The organism is Oleiharenicola lentus, from assembly GCF_004118375.1.
GTDB classification, from domain to species: Bacteria; Verrucomicrobiota; Verrucomicrobiia; order Opitutales; family Opitutaceae; genus Lacunisphaera; species Lacunisphaera lenta.
Genome location: NZ_SDHX01000001.1, coordinates 2,560,574 through 2,575,869 on the forward strand (window position 1 = coordinate 2,560,574; position 15,296 = coordinate 2,575,869).

Sequence of the window (15,296 nt, forward strand, 5' to 3'; positions counted from 1 at the left end):
GACGGCTGTCTGGTGAAGTCCCACGTCATCTCCACCTCGCTGCGCCCGCCCTCGAATATCAAGGATTCCCTCGGCACGCCGCGCGGCCTGCATGAAATCACGGAGAAGATCGGCGCCGGACAGCCTCCCGGCATCGTCTTCAAGGCGCGGGTCGCGACGGGGAAACATTTCTCCGAGTTGGGGGCTGACGAACAGGCGCGGAACCTGATCACCACCCGCATCCTTCGTCTGCGCGGACTCGAACCGGGCCACAACGCCGGCACCAACGCCACCGGTCAGGTCGTGGACACCTTCGACCGCTACGTTTACATCCACGGCACCAACCATGAGGACCGGCTCGGCCAACCCTTCAGCGCCGGCTGTGTCGAGATGAGCAACCTCGGTATCCTAGAGCTGTTCGAGGAAGTGCGGGTGCGCGATCTGGTGTGGATCGAGGATTGATCCGTCCTAACGGGCGCAGGCCCGGGCGCGGTCAAAAGTCCAAAGCCAGTTCCAAGCGGGCGCCGCTCTGTCCGGAGATGATGTGCACCTTGTCACCGACTTGGAAATCCGGCGGTGAGGGCTGAACAATGACATAGACGTCACCGTTCGGCATCTCGACCGTGATTTCCTGGGCCTTCTTGCGCGTGGCCAGTTCCTCAACGGCCTGCCCGGCAATCGCGCCCACGAGTGAGGCGCCCGCCATGACCAGGGCGTCCCCGCGTCCGCTGATACCGCCCCCGCTGGGGATGGCCGCGGCTCCGCCGATGACGGCGCCGCCATATTGGCCGAGATTGGTCTTCTGCCCGTCTATGACCACCGGCTTGACCTTGATGACCGTCGCAACGGCGCGTTTCTGCATCTGGCCGACTTGGGACTGGGGCAAAGTCTGCGTCGAAGACGGGAAGCGGCACCCGGCCAGTGTCAGCGCAACAACGCTGCACGAAAGGAAGAGAAGACGACGTTGATTCATGGGATGAAAGCGGCCCGTCGTGCGGACACGTTCGCCTATACGACGCATACAGGCAAGCCGAGGTTCCGCGCGACGGACTATTTGTTGCTGCCGAAAAGCAGGCGCAGGGAGTTGAGGCACACGATCAGCGTGCTGCCCTCGTGCGCCGCCACACCCACAGCGAGCGGCACCGCCCCGAAAGCGGTCGCGATCACCATGATGATCACAACCCCGAGCGAAATGGTCAGATTTTGCCGGATAACCGCCTGCGCCCGGCTGCTCAACCGTTTGGCGGCCAGAAAGTTCTCGATCCGGTCGTGCATCAGGATGACCTCGGCCTGCTCCAAGGCCGCGTCGCTGCCGCGGGCGCCCATGGCCACGCTCACGTCGGCGGCGGCCAGGCTCGGGGCATCGTTCACCCCATCCCCCACCATGGCCACGCGGCCGCCGGATTGGCGGAGCTCCTGGATGGCGGCGACCTTTTGTTCCGGAGTCAGGTGCGCCCGAACCTCGTCGAGACCGAGTTCCCGGGCCACGGCTTCGGCTGCCTGACGGCGGTCACCGGTCAGCATGACTGTGCGCATCCCGAGTGCCTTGAGCTTGGCCAGCACGCCCTTCGACTCAGCGCGGATCTGGTCCCGCAAGAGGACGCGACCGAGCACGTCCTTGCCAACAACCCAGACCTCGGCGAGGTCGGCCGGCGCCGGCGGCAGTTGTCCCGCCCAGCCGGCCAGCGGGCCCGCTTCCAGCAGTTCGCGTCGCCCGAGCAGGGCCTGGGTGTCGCCGTGGCGACCGCGCACGCCCTGTCCCACGATGTTCCTGAAGTCCGCCAGTTCGATCAGGCGCACGCCGCGGGCCTTGGCATCGCGCACGATGGCGCGCGCGAGGGGATGCTCGGATTTGCTCTCCAACGCGTAGGCCAGCTCCATGACCTCGGTTTCCCGGCCGGGCGGAAAACTCTCGTAACCGGTCACCACGAGTTCGCCCGTTGTAAGCGTGCCGGTCTTGTCGAGCGCGACGATGTTCACGTCGGCGAGCTTCTCGATGGCTGCGCCGCCCCGGAACAATACGCCGTGCTTCGCACCCCAGGCGATGGCGGCAAGGATGGCCGAAGGAATGGACAACACCAGCGCACAGGGACTCGCGACCACCATGAGCGTCATGGCGCGGTAGAAGGCCGAGCGCGTTTCCCCCGTGTTGGCAAAGGCCGGCAGCCCCAAGCCCAGCCACCACAGCAGGAACATGGCAAACGATCCGCCGATGACGGCGTAAGTGTAGCCGGTGCCGAACTTGTCCGTGAACCGCTCGCTCGGCGCCTTCAGTTTCTGCGCCGTCTGGATGAGCCGGATGATCTTCTGCAGGGTGCTCTCCCCGGGCAGACGGATGACCTCGAAGTCCACCGCGCCCCAGAGGTTGAGCGTGCCGCTGAAGACCTGGTCGCCCACCCCCTTCTCCACCGGGGTCGCCTCACCGGTGAGGTTGGCCTCGTCGCTCGCGCTCTTGCCGTGCACCACCAGGCCGTCAGCCGGAAACGCCCCGCCCGGCCGCACCCGCACGCGCTGGCCGACTTGGAGTTCCTCGACCGCCACCTCGTGCTCGTGGCCGGCGGCGTCGAGCACCGTCGCCCGTTTCGGGGCGCTTTTCAGCAGCGAGCTGACCTCGCGCTGCGTGCGATCGAGCGCGTATTCCTCCATCGCCCCGGAGGCGGAGAAGAGGAAAAGCAACAGCACCGCCTCGCCCCAGGCGCCGATGACCATGGCGCCGGCCGCCACCGCGAGCATGAGAAAATGGATGTCGATCTCGCGCTTCTTGAGATTCTCCCACGAATCGATCGCCGCGTCCCACGCACCGGCAACCAAGCCGACGAGGTAAAACGCCCGCGCCAGCCACGGCTGCCCGGGCACGAGGAAGTCCGCCAGCAACCCGGCGATGCCCGCGCCACCGCAGATCGCGGCAAGCACGGCCAGCGTGCGCCACTCCTGATCCTCGGGCGCTGGCTCGGCCTTGATCTCGGGCCACTCCATCTCGCGCCAGAGCCAGAGGCTTTCCGCGGTCGCGCCCATGTTGCGGCCGATGACCACCGCGGCCCCGTCCTTGCGCAGGGTGAAGCCAGCCGCCGCGAGCCGCGCCGGTTGGTCGGCAAAGCGCGCCTCCACCGCCGATATGGTTGCGGCCAGTTTCTGCTCGAGGTCGGCCAGATTCACCTGGCCGAGCGTTGCCACCGCAATCCGGTGCGCCGAGGGATCGAGGCGCACGGCGCCGATGCCCGGCTGCTCGCAGAGAAAACGCACGAGCTCTTCGGTCCAGTTGCCTCTCCCCTTTTCCGATTTGCCCATGCCGTCAGGATGCCGCCGGCACCGGGTCTCGCAAATATCAATTGCACCGTGCCGGCTTAATAAGCTCAGTGAACGACGATGATTGGATTGCATGATGAGGCCGGACCGGCCGCCGGCGCCAAGCCGTCCCGCCTGCCGGAACTCACGCGCGGGATTTTCGCCGAGACCGGCACGCTGTGCGACGCCCTGAAGCTGGAGCACCGGCCCGAGCAGGAGCAGATGGCGCGCGCGGTGGCCGGCGCGTTCACCGACGACACGCCGCTCCTGTTCGAGGCGGGCACCGGCGTCGGCAAGAGTCTCGCCTACTTGATTCCGGGACTCATTCACGCCGTGGACCAGAGCCGGAAGCTCATCGTCTCGACGCACACCATTTCCCTGCAGGAACAGATCGAGCAGAAGGATCTGCCGCTCTGCCGCCGCATCTTCAAGACCGCTCCCGCGGGTGCGCCCTATGCGGGTTTCCGCTCGGCCGTGCTCGTGGGTAAATCCAACTACCTCTGCCCCACCCGCCTGAGCCACGCGCTCGCCGACCGCGCCAGCCTTTTTGCCGACGCCGACTACGAGGAACTCCAGCGCATCGCCAGCTGGGCCGAGACCACGGTCACCGGACTGCGGCACGAGCTGAAGCCGCCGCCGCGGCCCGAGGTCTGGGAAGCCGTCAACGCCGACTCCTCCGCTTGCTCGCGCAAGCACTGTGATTGCGAAAAATGCCACTACCAACGCGCCCGTGCCCGGCTGCGGCAGGCGCACGTCATCATCGTCAACCATGCCCTGCTCTTCGCCCTCATCAACGCCGGCGGAGCCCAGGCCCAGGGCGCGCAGCGCGAGGCCCGCGGCGTGCTGTTTCCCGACGATTTTCTCGTGCTCGACGAGGCGCACACCGTGCCCGAGGTCGCGACCGACAACTTCGGCCTCTCTCTCAGCAGCTACGGCGTGGACCGCGCACTCAAACACCTCTTCAACCCCAAGACCAAGCGCGGCGTGCTCCGCAAACTCGGCGGCCCCGAGGCCCAGCAGCTCGTCGTGGACGCGCTCGACGCGGCGAAACAATTCTTCGACTTCCTTGCCGCGCGCGTGCTGGACCAGCGTGCCATCGTGCGCATCCGCGAAGCCGGGGTGGCGGAACCGGTGCTGCAGGGGCCGCTCGGCGCGCTCGAACGCGTGCTGGCCAAGCTCGCCGACAAGGCCGCGCCCGACAGCCGCGAGAGCGAGGAGCTGCTTGAGCAGAAGCAGCGGATCAAGGGCCTGCAGGCCGGCCTCATGGAGTGGCTCACCCTCGGCGACAAGGGCCACGTCTATTGGACGGAGCGCAGCGGCCGCAAACAGACCATCGTCACCCTGCGGAGTGCGCCGATCGACGTCGCTCCGGAACTGCGCAAACACCTCTTCGGCTGCCAGACGAGCGTCGTCTGCACCAGCGCCACGCTCGCCATGGGCGGCAGCATCGAGCCGTTCGCGGCACGGATCGGCGCCGAACAGGCCGAGGCGGTCGCCGTCAAGTCGCCCTTCGACTATGAGCGCCACATGCGCGTCTTCGTCGCGACGGATGTGCCGCTGCCCTCGCCCAACGAAGCCCGCCTCGCCCTCGAAACGCTGACCGACTACATCCGGTTCTGCACCGGCCAGGTCAAAGGCGGCTCGCTCGTGCTCTTCACCAGCTACACCGACATGCGCGCCGTGGCCACCACGCTGGAACCGGAATGGCGGCAGGCGGGGCGTCCCTTCCTTATGCAGGGCGCCGAGCTCTCCCGCACCGAGCTCGCGCACCAGATGCGCACCCTGGGCAACGCGGTGCTGTTCGGCACCGACAGCTTCTGGACCGGCGTGGACGTGCCCGGCACGGCACTGTCCCAGGTCATCATCACCCGCCTGCCCTTCGATCCGCCGACCCACCCCATCACCGAGGCCAAGTGCGAACACATCCGCGACGCCGGCGGCAACCCGTTCAACGAGCTGACCCTGCCCGACGCGCTCATCAAGTTCCGTCAGGGCGTGGGGCGCCTCATTCGGAGCAAAACCGACCGCGGGTTGGTCACGATTCTTGACACCCGGGTTCTCGCCAAGACCTACGGCCGGGAGTTCCTCGCCAGCCTGCCGACCACTGCTTACGAGCGCATGAGCCGGGAAAATCGGGAGCGTGTTTTTCGGCCTTTCCCTTGAGCCAAAAGCTGCCACTAGTCATCGCACCTCTTAAATGAAGCTCAGCACTTTTGCCCACACCGACGTCGGTCGCGCCCGCCCCGAAAACGAGGACAGCTTCCTCTGCAACGACAAGCTGGGCATCTACGCGGTCGCCGACGGTATCGGCGGGCTCCCTTCCGGCGGGCAGGCCAGCCAGCTGACTGTTAGCACCTTGCAGAAGATCGTCAGCGAACACGCCGTGGGCCAGAAGCTGAACTACGAGCGAATCATCACCGAAATCAACGACCAGGTGTTCAAGCTCGGCCGCGTGCTGAGCCCGCAGTTCGGCATCGGTTCGACGCTCACTTTTGTTCACGTCACGGGCGTCAAGCTGCACTTCGGCCACGTCGGCGACTCCACCGCCCTGCGGCTGCGTTCCAAGTCCCTCGAACAGCTCACCACCGACCACACCATCGAGACGGAACTCAAGCAGCGCGCCGCCCGCGGCGAGCCCCTGGCCCTGCTGATGGAAAACCGCAACGCGCTCACCCGCTGCATCGGGCAGCCGCCGCCGATTGAGGGCGATTATTTCTCGCACACGGTGCTGCCGCACGACCGTTACCTGATTTGCAGCGATGGCATCACCCGCTTCGTCTCGCAGCCGGAAATTGCCAAGGTCATGACCGAGTCGGCCTCTCCTGAGCATGCCGTCAAGGCGCTCATCGACCGCGCCAACGAGCGCGGTGGCCTCGACAACTCGACCGGGGTGGCGCTGTTCTTCGACTGAGATGTCACGTTCCCAGCAGTTCGCCGCACTGGTGGCGAAGCAGCCGGACAACGAACTGTTCCGCTTCAGCCTGGCCCAGGCGCTGCTCGCTGAGAACCGCGCCGCGGAGGCGGTTGAACACCTCGAGTCCTGCGCCCGAAAAAAGGCCGACTGGATGATGCCGCGCATCCTCCTCGGCAAAGCCCTTGTCGGCCTCAACCGCCGCACCGCGGCCAAGCCCTGGCTCGAAGACGCGCTGAAACTCGCCGTGGAGCAAAACCACGAGGACCCCGAACGGGAACTGCGGGAGCTGCTGAAGGATTTGGGGTAAACCCGGGCGAGGTTGTGTGGTCAGCTCGCTTGCCCGCCTCAACCCCCGAGTGCACGCAATTGCGCTGACCCGGATTCAACTGCACGCTTTCGGCTTGGGACCATGATCCTATTGGCACGTGCGAAAAACCGGGACCGGTCCTCCGTACCCTTCCGCCCTTTCTGTGTGTTTGGTGGTGACCTGCCCTACTTCCACAACGGCGCCGGATACTTTCCCGCAGCCACGAGCGCACGGATCGCCGCCTGCGCGGAAGCCAGGTCCTCCTTGTAGGTCAGGCCGAACCACGCGTCTTCCGAGCGGTGCAACGCGATGCGGGCCTCGCCGCGCGCGTTCAGGTCGCTGAGCGTGGTGGGCAGGTAGATCTCCGCCTTCGGGTCTTGGCCGCGCGACGCCAAAAATGCCGCGAACGCCGCCTCCAGCTGCGGGAAGACCGCCGGCGTGAATCCCCAAAAATTCATCGAGACGATCTCCGCACCGGTCAGCTGCTGCGTCTGCCCCGTGGCGTCGGTGTAGCGCGCGCCCGTGACGGTCTTTTCAATTTTCGTTATTTCGGTGATGGCCGTGAGGCGTCCCGCGGCATCGGTCGCGCAGAGGCCGCGGCTCACCGTCCCGTGTTCCGACAACGTCTGGCTCAGCGGATAACCGACCATCGCGTAATCGGTCGAAGCCGCGAAGTGCGCCGCCAGCGTGCGGTAGGCCGAGGCTCCGTAGAAATCATCGGCATTGATCACGGCAAACGGCCCGCGCACCGCCGGCTGCGCCACGAGCGCCGCATGCGCCGTGCCCCAGGGCTTGGTTCGGTTCCCCACCTGCAGGGGCGCGGCTTGACCGCGTCCGGCCCAGTCCGCCGGCAGCGTATCCATCTCCTGAAACACATACTGCACGTCCATCCGCGCTTCCAGGCGGCGTCCGATGGTGTCACGGAAGTCCTTTTCGATGTCCTTGCGGATCACGAGCACGAGCCGTCCGAAACCCGCGCGCAGGGCGTCGAAGGCGGAGTATTCGATGATGAGTTCGCCGTGCGGCCCGACGGGCTGCACCTGCTTCACCCCGCCAAACCGGCTGCCCATGCCCGCCGCCAACACCACCAAGTCGTATGAGTTTTTAGCCACGGATGAAACGGATGCACACGGAAGAGCGCGCGGTAAAACAAAAAGCCGCTGTCAATGACAGCGGCTTAAACTGGTGCCAGGGGCGAGGATTGAACTCGCGACCAACCCCGACAGGAGTCGGGGCTTGCCCCGCACTCTGGTCGGGGCTGCTCTAAGCTCCGAGCCCCCCATGAAGGTAGGCGATGGCCTTGAGCGGGTTCTTCCATGCCTTAAGCATCCGCTCAACAGCGACTGCTTGCGTTCGGCTGGCAAACTCGCGGCTCGCGATTAGTTCGATTGTGCCACCCATTCGCTTTGTCGTGTGCGTGTGGCCAGCGCGGTGCTGAGCCAGACGGGCGCTCAAATCCGAGGTCTGGCCGATGTAGTGCCGGCCTGAAGCACCTCGGAGAACGTAAACAGTATAAACCAAGAAATTGGTGCCAGGGGCGAGGATTGAACTCGCGACCAAAGGCTTATGAGTCCTCTGCTCTACCACTGAGCTACCCTGGCGAGGGTTCCCGCAGCCGAGTGGCTCTGACGGCGACCAACCCCGACGAGAGTCGGGGCTGCTCTACCATCAACCCCGACAAGTCGGGGCTGAGCTACCCTGGCGAAAGGGACGCGCAAGAAGTCACAGTTTTCGCCGGAAATCCACAAGATTTTTCTGCCGCCGCCCCGCCGTTCTCCTTGGGCTAGATGTGCTCGCCTTGGCAGACCGGCTCAACCATGCGCGCGGCCTCGACGTGCGCGCGGTCGGCGCAAAAATGGAAACCCTGCTCATCCTCGTAGCCTTCATCCGCGACGCGATCGAGAAGTGCGTTGAGAATCTGTCCCCACCGGCCCTTCGGTTGGCTATCCGGTACGATCGCGAACGGGTGGCAGGTGGGGCTAAACAGTTGCGGGGTGGCAGGCATGGCCGGATGGGATGGTCGCCAGCCTAGCCGAAGGCCCGCCTTCGCACTGCGCATAAATTGGCGCAGCTACGGATGATATTGCCAAACCGTGTGCGATTTCACGCCGGTTCAGATATCTTCCGGCCCCAACCAGCGAAAATAGACGATGGCGAAACGGTTGCCAAAACCGGGCAACGCGTCCGGCCGCCTCTGCACGATCGCCTCACACCAGGCGCTGGACTCGACTTTCGTGGCCTCAGCCGGGTTGGCCGACTCGCCGTAGGCGCGAATGCGAAATGTATCCGACCGCCCGGACAGCCAAGGCAGCATGACGTCGCGAAATTCCAACGGCGTCACGCCGCTGTCCTGCAGGGCTGTCGCCAGCAACGGGCTGTCGAAAAACGCCGCCGCGCTTACAAACGGACCGCCCGCCTCCTTCCCCGCCGCCACGGTCGCCGCAAAGTTATCGCGGATGCGGTTCGCAAAGGTCGTCAGACTTAGGTTGATCGGATCGGCCGGTTGCAGGCGGTTGTAGGTCGCGCCGACGCCGCGCCAATAGCGGGCGGAGGTGGAGTTGACGTTCAACCGGCCCGCCTGGGCAACTCCCGCCAGCAAGCCGCGATGCGTGCAGGTGAGCGCATGCAGGCTGCTTTGCAACTGCCCGGGGGTGAGCGGTGACGCGGGCACGAGGGCAATTTGCGCGTAAGCCTCGACCCGGTCGAGATTCGGAGCCGTGGGTGAGAGTGAGGCAATCAGTTCGTCGAGCGCGTGCTTTTGACCCGGCACCGGCGCCTCGGCGTCGGGCACCACGGCGCTGAGTTTCACGCCCTCGTCGCCCACCCACCAGGCGTAGCCGCCGTGGCGCTGGGTGGCGCCGCTGCTGGTGCTGGTCATCATGGGCACCAGCAGAACGCGCACATGCTCCTTGTCGGTGCCGTCGGCCCCCAATGCACCGGTCGCCAGCAATGCGACCGAGTCACTTCCGTTCAACACGGGGATCATCGCGCCGTCCGCCCCCGAGGCGAGCCACCGGACAAACTGGCCGCTGGCGTTCCAGACGCCGCACCAATGCCGCGACGGATTGCCCGCACCGGGGGGCACGCCGGTGAGGCCGGCCATGCCGGTGACCGCCTCGTCATCCCCGGCGTATTGCTGCAGTTCCCCGAGTGCGACGCGCAGCCCGAGCAGGGCATTCTGCCGCGCCTGCGTCTGATAAGCCGCGGTGGCCGTGATGTCCGCGCTGACGCGGCTCAGGGCGCTGAGCGCCAGCAGCGCGAGCACGAGCAACGCGAGCAACACAACCGTGAGGACGAGGGCGAAGCCGCGGCTCACAGTTCTCATGGCGCCGCTCCTTGGATCTCGATCCTGCGCGTAAAGACGGTCGAGTGGGCTTCCACCACCGCCCACCACCAGGCGGCGTCACTGGCATGCTCGGACGGACGCGTCACCCGGCCGCTTTCGATCGCCTCCAGCAAGGAGGCACCGCTTTCGCTGAGCACCCGCAGCATGACATCAACCACCGCGGGAAACCGCGAGTCATCCGTCGTGCTCTGCCCCACCGCGTGATGCGAGACATCGCCAGTCGCACCCGGATAGATCCGCACCAGTTCGCCCGCGCTGTCACGCCGGTAAAGCCAGCAGCCGAAATCCACGACGTTGCTCGCGAGGAGATTCGCGTGGCTGGGGTTCGTCACGTTGCGTGGCTGCCGATAGGCGGTGGAGAGCGCGCTGGTCGGCGTGTTGCTCGTACTGCCATAGGTTGTCGCCATCACGTCGTAGCCATGGTCAAAGGTCTCTTCCGGGCTCACCACCGAGCGATAGAGCGAATAGCGCACGGGGGCCAAATTGGTCGCGACCGGGTCGCCGGACACCGGCCGGCGCGCCACCTGATACGCCACGACCGCCGGCAGACTGCCGCCGGATTCGACATTGGTCGTGACCAAGCGCAGCCACGCTCCGGAAAGTCCAAACCGCGCATCCCGGAGCCGGTGCACGCCATTCGCATCGGCATCCGGCAGCGGGCGCAGACTGCCGCCGCTGGCCGGTTTTGGGAGCGCGGCATCGAGCAGCCAGCCATGATTCGCCAATGAGGTTTTGGCATCGAGGATGTCCAGCGCGAGCCAACAGCGGGCATCGCGCCGGTGCAGCGCCGCCTGCAGGTCGCGCCCGATCAGGTCGAACACCTGCCGCGCCGAGGCCGCCTGGGAGTGCGCTCCCTGGGTGCGCTGCCAGAGACCCAGCACCTGGGTGGTGACCGTCAGCATGAGGCCGGCAATCACCAGCGTGATGGCCACGGCCACGAGCAGTTCCAGCAGCGTAAACGCGTCCGTTTTGGCCGTGGTTCTCATCGGTTGATCGCCACGGTGAAAAGAAACTCCTGCCGCGCCTCGGTCGCGACGGGCGTGCCCGCTCCCGGCAGGCGGTGTGGCCATGACACCCGGACCATGAGCGCCATGAAGCCTTTGGCCGAATCGAAGCGCAGCGGCTCGCCGGGAAACCGCCAGCACTCGACGAGGAAAAATTGCTCGTCGGTCGCGAGCAGGCCGGCCGCGGGCGGCAGGTAATCACGCGCGTGCAGGCGGACCACCTCCCGATCCGCGACCAGGACGAAGCCATCCGCCAATGCCGCCGGCATGACCGGAATCTGTCCGGCCAGGGCATCCACCCCCGCCACGCCCAGCCGGTTGAGTTCATGCCGCAGCAGGTCCGGCACCCGTTGCGCCGCGAGCGACTCAACCGACTCCCCGCCCTGGCGCGCCAGCGCCGGCAGCAGGGCGATAACGACCGTGACTGAAGCGGCGAAAATCCCCGTGGCCATGATCACCTCGACGAGAGAAAATGCCCGGCGATGACAGCGACCACTCATCAGAAGGCGTTGCGATCGTTCAACGGCGCCGGCACCCCGTAAGCGCTCAGCACCAGGCCCCGGACACCGGACGGATCCACCAGCCGCAACGGCGGTTCGCCCGGGCCATAGCTGCCGGGCGGACGCACCTGCACCTGCGCCAGCACGACATACCCTTTAGGCGGTGGGCCCGTCACGAGCGCGGCAAGTGTGCCGTTGGGCGTGAAGGCGACGCCGAGCCAGGTTTGGGCCGTATCGTCACCCTCGAGCGCATAGGTCAACGCCTGGTTGGTGAACAAATCCGAAACCAAGTCCGCATCAGGATTGGAGACACGTTTCCACTCGGCCTCATCCGCCACCAGACCGGTTAAAGCGGCCGGCACCACACAGACGCCCGGCGGCAAGCTCACGCGCTGCACGGTATCCCATTCGGTCGGGCTCGCCCCGCTCTGTCGGCCGACCTGCAGCACCAACAGCCGGAGATATCGCTCCGGCTGCGCGGGATCGACGTGGACAAGCAAGCGCACCTTCCGGTTCAGCGCCGGTGCCTTGCTGCGGGCGGCCGTCATGAGATTGGCCAACGTGGCCTGCGCCGAGTGCATCACCGCCGCCCTGCCCCCGCCCGCGAGCCCGCCGGCAAACAGGAACGTCAAACCCGCCACGAGCCCGATGACCACGAGCAATTCCAGCAGGGAGAATGCGCGCCTCCTCGTTTTCATTTCCAGCTGAAGATAAACCCGGGGTTCGCCGCCGTGTCCCCTGGGACGGGCGCGTAGAATATCACGCCGGCCCGGATGCCGGTCGGGGGAAAATCCGCGGCGCCCGGGGTCAGTCCGCCGACCGCCGGTAGCGTGGTGAAATCGGTGCCTTCCTTGATCACGCCGTCGAGGTCGCGGTCGGTCAGCACGGCCAGCGCCGTGTTTTCAAAAGCGTCGCGGACCAACCCCGCCGCATCCAGTTCGCCCTCGCCGAAGAGGTGCAGCGCGAGGAGTTTTCGATTTTGCTGCGCCGCTGCGTCCGTGGGTGCCAGCGCCGAGCCATCGCGCTTTCGCGCGGCCAGCAGGTCGTGAAACAGGTGGTCGGTCGGCGTGACACCGCCGTTCACCAGCCCGCTCGCGTCAAACGCCGGATAGTAGCCATACTCGGCGCGGAACGACTCGATTGCCGCCGTCCATTGCGCGAACTGCACCTTCGTCTTGGCCTTGCCCGCCGAACGCCGGGCGGCGCCGAACGCCGGGAAGATCAAGGCCGCCAGCAGGCCGATGAGTGCGATGACCGCCAGCAACTCGAGCAGCGTGAATGCAGCATGGCCGCGGGTTCTCATGGTTGATCGGCGTAAAGATTGTCGGCGTTGCCCGACGCGCTGCGGTCAGGAAATCCACCGGCCGTGAGTGACGTGGTGTCCGTTCCATCGGGCCCGGCTGAATGGAGCACAGGCGCTGAGTTGGTCCACGGAGCCTGCGATTTGTAGGCGTAGCGATAAGGCCGGCCCCACGGATCAAGCAGCACGGCCGAATCATCGGTGAAAGGGTCACGCGCGTCTGCGGTCTGAAGTCGCGCGACTTCGACAAAAGCGCGACTCGTGATTACCTGATGATCCGGTCCGCGCTTCCCGATGAGGGCCTGAAGCAGCCGTGCGGGTTCATCCGTGCGCGGGTAGTCACCATGGGCGAGGCGGTAGGCATCGAGCGCAGCGGCGAGCGCGGTCAACTCCGCCCGTGCCCGGCTTGCCTTGCCGGCATCCGAGGCCCGCCGGCCCGCCCCGAGCACCAAGCCCGTAAGAATCGCGATCAGGCCGATTACCACCAGCAGCTCCAGCAACGTGAACGCTCCGCGGGAGCGGGCCGGGCGAAGCTGGGCGGACAGGGACATGGGCCTGGGGGAGCGGAAAGGAAGCCGGCGGGCCCGCGCCGGCTTCCGAGGTAAGGGTTATTCTTCGCTCTGCAGCGCAGCGATGACGGAGAAGTCCTCGAGCGTGGTGGTGTCGCCCTTGACCGAACCGGAGGTGGCCAGCTCCTTGAGGAGGCGACGCATGATTTTTCCGGAACGGGTCTTGGGCAGACCGGCGGCGAAGCGCACTTGGTCGGGCTTCGCGAGTGAACCGATCTCCTTGCCGACGTGGGCGCGCAGGACCTCCTTGAGCTCCTCGCTGGCGGCCTGGCCGGACTTGAGGGTCACGAAGACCACGAGCGACTGGCCCTTGAGTTCATCGGGGCGGCCCACCGCGGCGGCCTCGGCGACGGCCGGGTGCGAGACGAGCGCGCTCTCCACCTCGGCGGTGCCGATGCGGTGACCGGAGACATTCAGCACGTCGTCGATGCGGCCGATGACCCAGAAGTAGCCGTCCTTGTCCTGCCGGGCGCCGTCGCCGGTGAAGTAGTAGTGCGGGTGCTTCGGGAACTCGGAGAAGTAGGCCTTCTTGAAGCGCTCGTCGTCGCCCCAGAGCGTGCGGAGCATCGACGGCCAGGGCTGCGTAAGCACGAACTTGCCGCCGGAGTTGCGCGGCACCTCGTTGCCGTCGGAGTCCACGACCATCGGCTTCACGCCGAAGAACGGCAGCGTGGCCGAGCCGGGCTTGGTCGGCGTCACGCCGGGCAACGGCGTGACCATGATCGAGCCGGTTTCGGTCTGCCACCAGGTGTCCACAATCGGGCACTTCTTTTTGCCGATCATCTTGTGATACCACATCCAGGCCTCGGGGTTGATGGGCTCGCCGACGGAGCCGAGCAGACGCAGCGAGTCGAGACGGTGACGCAGCACGTAGTTGTCGCCCCAGCGCATGAACGCGCGGATGGCGGTCGGCGCCGTATAGAGGATGGTCAGGCCGTGGCGGTCGATCATCTGCCAGAAACGGTCCGGCTCCGGCTGGTTCGGCGCCCCCTCGTAGAGGAAGACGGTCGAGCCGTTCGAGAGCAGGCCATAGACGACGTAGCTGTGGCCGGTGATCCAACCGATGTCGGCCGAGCAGAAATAGCGGTCGTTTTCCTTGAGATCGAAAACGTAGTGCGAGCTGAGCTTCGCGCCGAGCAGGTAGCCGGCGGAGGTGTGGAGCACGCCCTTGGGTTTTCCGGTGGAGCCGGAGGTGTAGAGAATGAAGAGCGGATGCTCGGAATCGAAGGCCTTTGCGTCGTGGTAATTCGGCGCGCCTTCCCAGGCTTCCTTCCACCAGACGTCGCGGCCCTCGACCATCGTGACCGGATTGCCGCAGCGTTTGACGACGACGACGCTGTGCACGCAGGGCGCGCCGGCGATGGCCTTGTCCACGTTGGTCTTCAGCTCGATGACCTTGCCGCGGCGCCAACCGCCGTCGGCGGTGATGACGAGCTTGGCCTGACAGTCATTGATGCGGTCCTTCAGCGCCTCGGGGCTGAACCCGCCGAACACGACGGTGTGCACCGCACCGATGCGTGCGCAGGCGAGCATCGCGATGACGGCCTCGGGGATCATCGGCATGTAGATGGCGATGCGGTCGCCGGACTTGATGCCGAGGTTCTCGAGGAAATGCGCCATGCGGCACACATGGAAGTGGAGCTGACGGTAAGTGATCGTGCGGACATCGCCCGGCTCACCCTCGAAGATCAGCGCGGCCTTGTTCTCGCGGGCCGTGCCGAGGTGGCGGTCGAGGCAGTTCTCGGAAACGTTTAACTTTCCGCCCAGGAACCACTTGGCATGCGGCGGCTTCCACTGGAGAACCTTCTTGAACGGCTTGCGCCAGACGAGGTGCTCCTTGGCCTGTTTGTCCCAAAATTTCTCTGGAGCGTTGACAGACTCGGCGTAGAGCCTACGGTAAGTGGCGAAACTGCCAAGGTTTGCTTGGTTCTTGAATTCAGCCGATGGTTTGAAAATCCGGCTTTCGCGAGACACCGAGGTAATCGTTTGGTCCGTCACAAGTTTCTCCTCTAAGTTTTTATTGGGGGTTGAAGCTAAGCGTTTTCAGCAATGCCCCCGACGGATTGCACGGTCAAGCCCGCGCAGTGTCCAC

Annotated in this window: 16 protein-coding genes and 1 tRNA gene; 4 read left to right on the forward strand and 13 right to left on the reverse strand. The window is 65.8% G+C overall.

Annotated elements, in window-relative coordinates:
* Window positions 1-12 precede the first annotated feature (12 nt).
* Window positions 13-441, forward strand: coding sequence for a L,D-transpeptidase (locus ESB00_RS10580; protein WP_246026460.1), 429 nt, complete (start codon window positions 13-15; stop codon window positions 439-441).
* 31 nt (window positions 442-472) lie between these two features.
* Here ESB00_RS10580 and ESB00_RS10585 read toward each other — a convergent pair whose 3' ends face one another.
* Both ESB00_RS10585 and ESB00_RS10590 read right to left on the reverse strand, forming a co-directional pair.
* Complete coding sequence (locus ESB00_RS10585; RefSeq protein WP_129047660.1) at window positions 473-952, reverse strand: outer membrane lipoprotein; 480 nt, start codon at window positions 950-952, stop codon at window positions 473-475.
* 77 nt (window positions 953-1,029) lie between these two features.
* Window positions 1,030-3,267: a heavy metal translocating P-type ATPase gene (locus ESB00_RS10590; protein WP_129047661.1), complete on the reverse strand. Its 2,238-nt coding sequence runs from the start codon at window positions 3,265-3,267 to the stop codon at window positions 1,030-1,032.
* A gap of 78 nt (window positions 3,268-3,345) precedes the next feature.
* Here ESB00_RS10590 and ESB00_RS10595 point away from each other — a divergent pair, with 78 nt between their 5' ends.
* The 3 genes from ESB00_RS10595 to ESB00_RS10605 are packed head-to-tail and all read left to right on the forward strand — an operon-like array spanning window position 3,346 to window position 6,485.
* Complete coding sequence (locus ESB00_RS10595) at window positions 3,346-5,427, forward strand: ATP-dependent DNA helicase (protein WP_129047662.1); 2,082 nt, start codon at window positions 3,346-3,348, stop codon at window positions 5,425-5,427.
* A gap of 34 nt (window positions 5,428-5,461) precedes the next feature.
* Window positions 5,462-6,175 carry a PP2C family protein-serine/threonine phosphatase gene (locus ESB00_RS10600; RefSeq protein ID WP_129047663.1) on the forward strand — a complete coding sequence of 238 codons (714 nt, stop codon included), beginning with the start codon at window positions 5,462-5,464 and terminating at the stop codon, window positions 6,173-6,175.
* A gap of 1 nt (window position 6,176) precedes the next feature.
* Window positions 6,177-6,485: a molecular chaperone DnaJ gene (locus ESB00_RS10605; RefSeq protein WP_129047664.1), complete on the forward strand. Its 309-nt coding sequence runs from the start codon at window positions 6,177-6,179 to the stop codon at window positions 6,483-6,485.
* Between the two features lie 185 nt (window positions 6,486-6,670).
* Here the strand turns inward: ESB00_RS10605 and ESB00_RS10610 are convergent, their stop codons facing one another.
* The 11 genes from ESB00_RS10610 to acs all read right to left on the reverse strand — a co-directional run bounded on the left by ESB00_RS10610 (window position 6,671) and on the right by acs (window position 15,178).
* Window positions 6,671-7,597 (reverse strand): nucleotidyltransferase family protein, encoded by a 927-nt coding sequence (locus tag ESB00_RS10610; RefSeq protein WP_246026461.1) that lies wholly within the window; start codon window positions 7,595-7,597, stop codon window positions 6,671-6,673.
* 151 nt (window positions 7,598-7,748) lie between these two features.
* Window positions 7,749-8,045, reverse strand: a complete 297-nt coding sequence (locus tag ESB00_RS20240; RefSeq protein ID WP_129047665.1) for a GIY-YIG nuclease family protein — start codon at window positions 8,043-8,045, stop codon at window positions 7,749-7,751.
* A tRNA-Met gene (locus ESB00_RS10620) sits at window positions 8,012-8,086 on the reverse strand. Before ESB00_RS10620 ends, ESB00_RS20240 begins: the two co-directional genes overlap by 34 nt.
* Before the next feature lie 182 nt (window positions 8,087-8,268).
* Entirely contained in the window at window positions 8,269-8,490 is a 222-nt protein-coding gene (locus ESB00_RS10625) for a hypothetical protein (protein ID WP_129047666.1), read from the reverse strand.
* Window positions 8,491-8,598: 108 nt separating this feature from the next.
* Window positions 8,599-9,810, reverse strand: a complete 1,212-nt coding sequence (locus ESB00_RS10630) for a hypothetical protein (protein WP_129047667.1) — start codon at window positions 9,808-9,810, stop codon at window positions 8,599-8,601.
* A complete protein-coding gene (locus ESB00_RS10635) occupies window positions 9,807-10,817 on the reverse strand; it encodes a PulJ/GspJ family protein (protein WP_129047668.1) in 1,011 nt (336 codons plus the stop codon). Before ESB00_RS10635 ends, ESB00_RS10630 begins: the two co-directional genes overlap by 4 nt.
* Window positions 10,814-11,287 carry a hypothetical protein gene (locus ESB00_RS10640; protein ID WP_129047669.1) on the reverse strand — a complete coding sequence of 158 codons (474 nt, stop codon included), beginning with the start codon at window positions 11,285-11,287 and terminating at the stop codon, window positions 10,814-10,816. The genes ESB00_RS10635 and ESB00_RS10640 overlap by 4 nt, the downstream gene beginning before the upstream one ends.
* 47 nt (window positions 11,288-11,334) lie before the next feature.
* Window positions 11,335-12,033 carry a pilus assembly FimT family protein gene (locus ESB00_RS10645; protein ID WP_129047670.1) on the reverse strand — a complete coding sequence of 233 codons (699 nt, stop codon included), beginning with the start codon at window positions 12,031-12,033 and terminating at the stop codon, window positions 11,335-11,337.
* Window positions 12,030-12,638 carry a type II secretion system protein gene (locus tag ESB00_RS10650; RefSeq protein WP_129047671.1) on the reverse strand — a complete coding sequence of 203 codons (609 nt, stop codon included), beginning with the start codon at window positions 12,636-12,638 and terminating at the stop codon, window positions 12,030-12,032. Before ESB00_RS10650 ends, ESB00_RS10645 begins: the two co-directional genes overlap by 4 nt.
* The gene (locus ESB00_RS20005; RefSeq protein WP_129047672.1) at window positions 12,635-13,186 is read right to left on the reverse strand and encodes a type II secretion system protein; all 552 of its coding nucleotides are present in this window, start codon (window positions 13,184-13,186) and stop codon (window positions 12,635-12,637) included. The genes ESB00_RS10650 and ESB00_RS20005 overlap by 4 nt, the downstream gene beginning before the upstream one ends.
* 57 nt (window positions 13,187-13,243) lie before the next feature.
* Window positions 13,244-15,178, reverse strand: a complete 1,935-nt coding sequence (gene acs / locus ESB00_RS10660) for an acetate--CoA ligase (RefSeq protein ID WP_246026462.1) — start codon at window positions 15,176-15,178, stop codon at window positions 13,244-13,246.
* Window positions 15,179-15,296 lie beyond the last annotated feature (118 nt).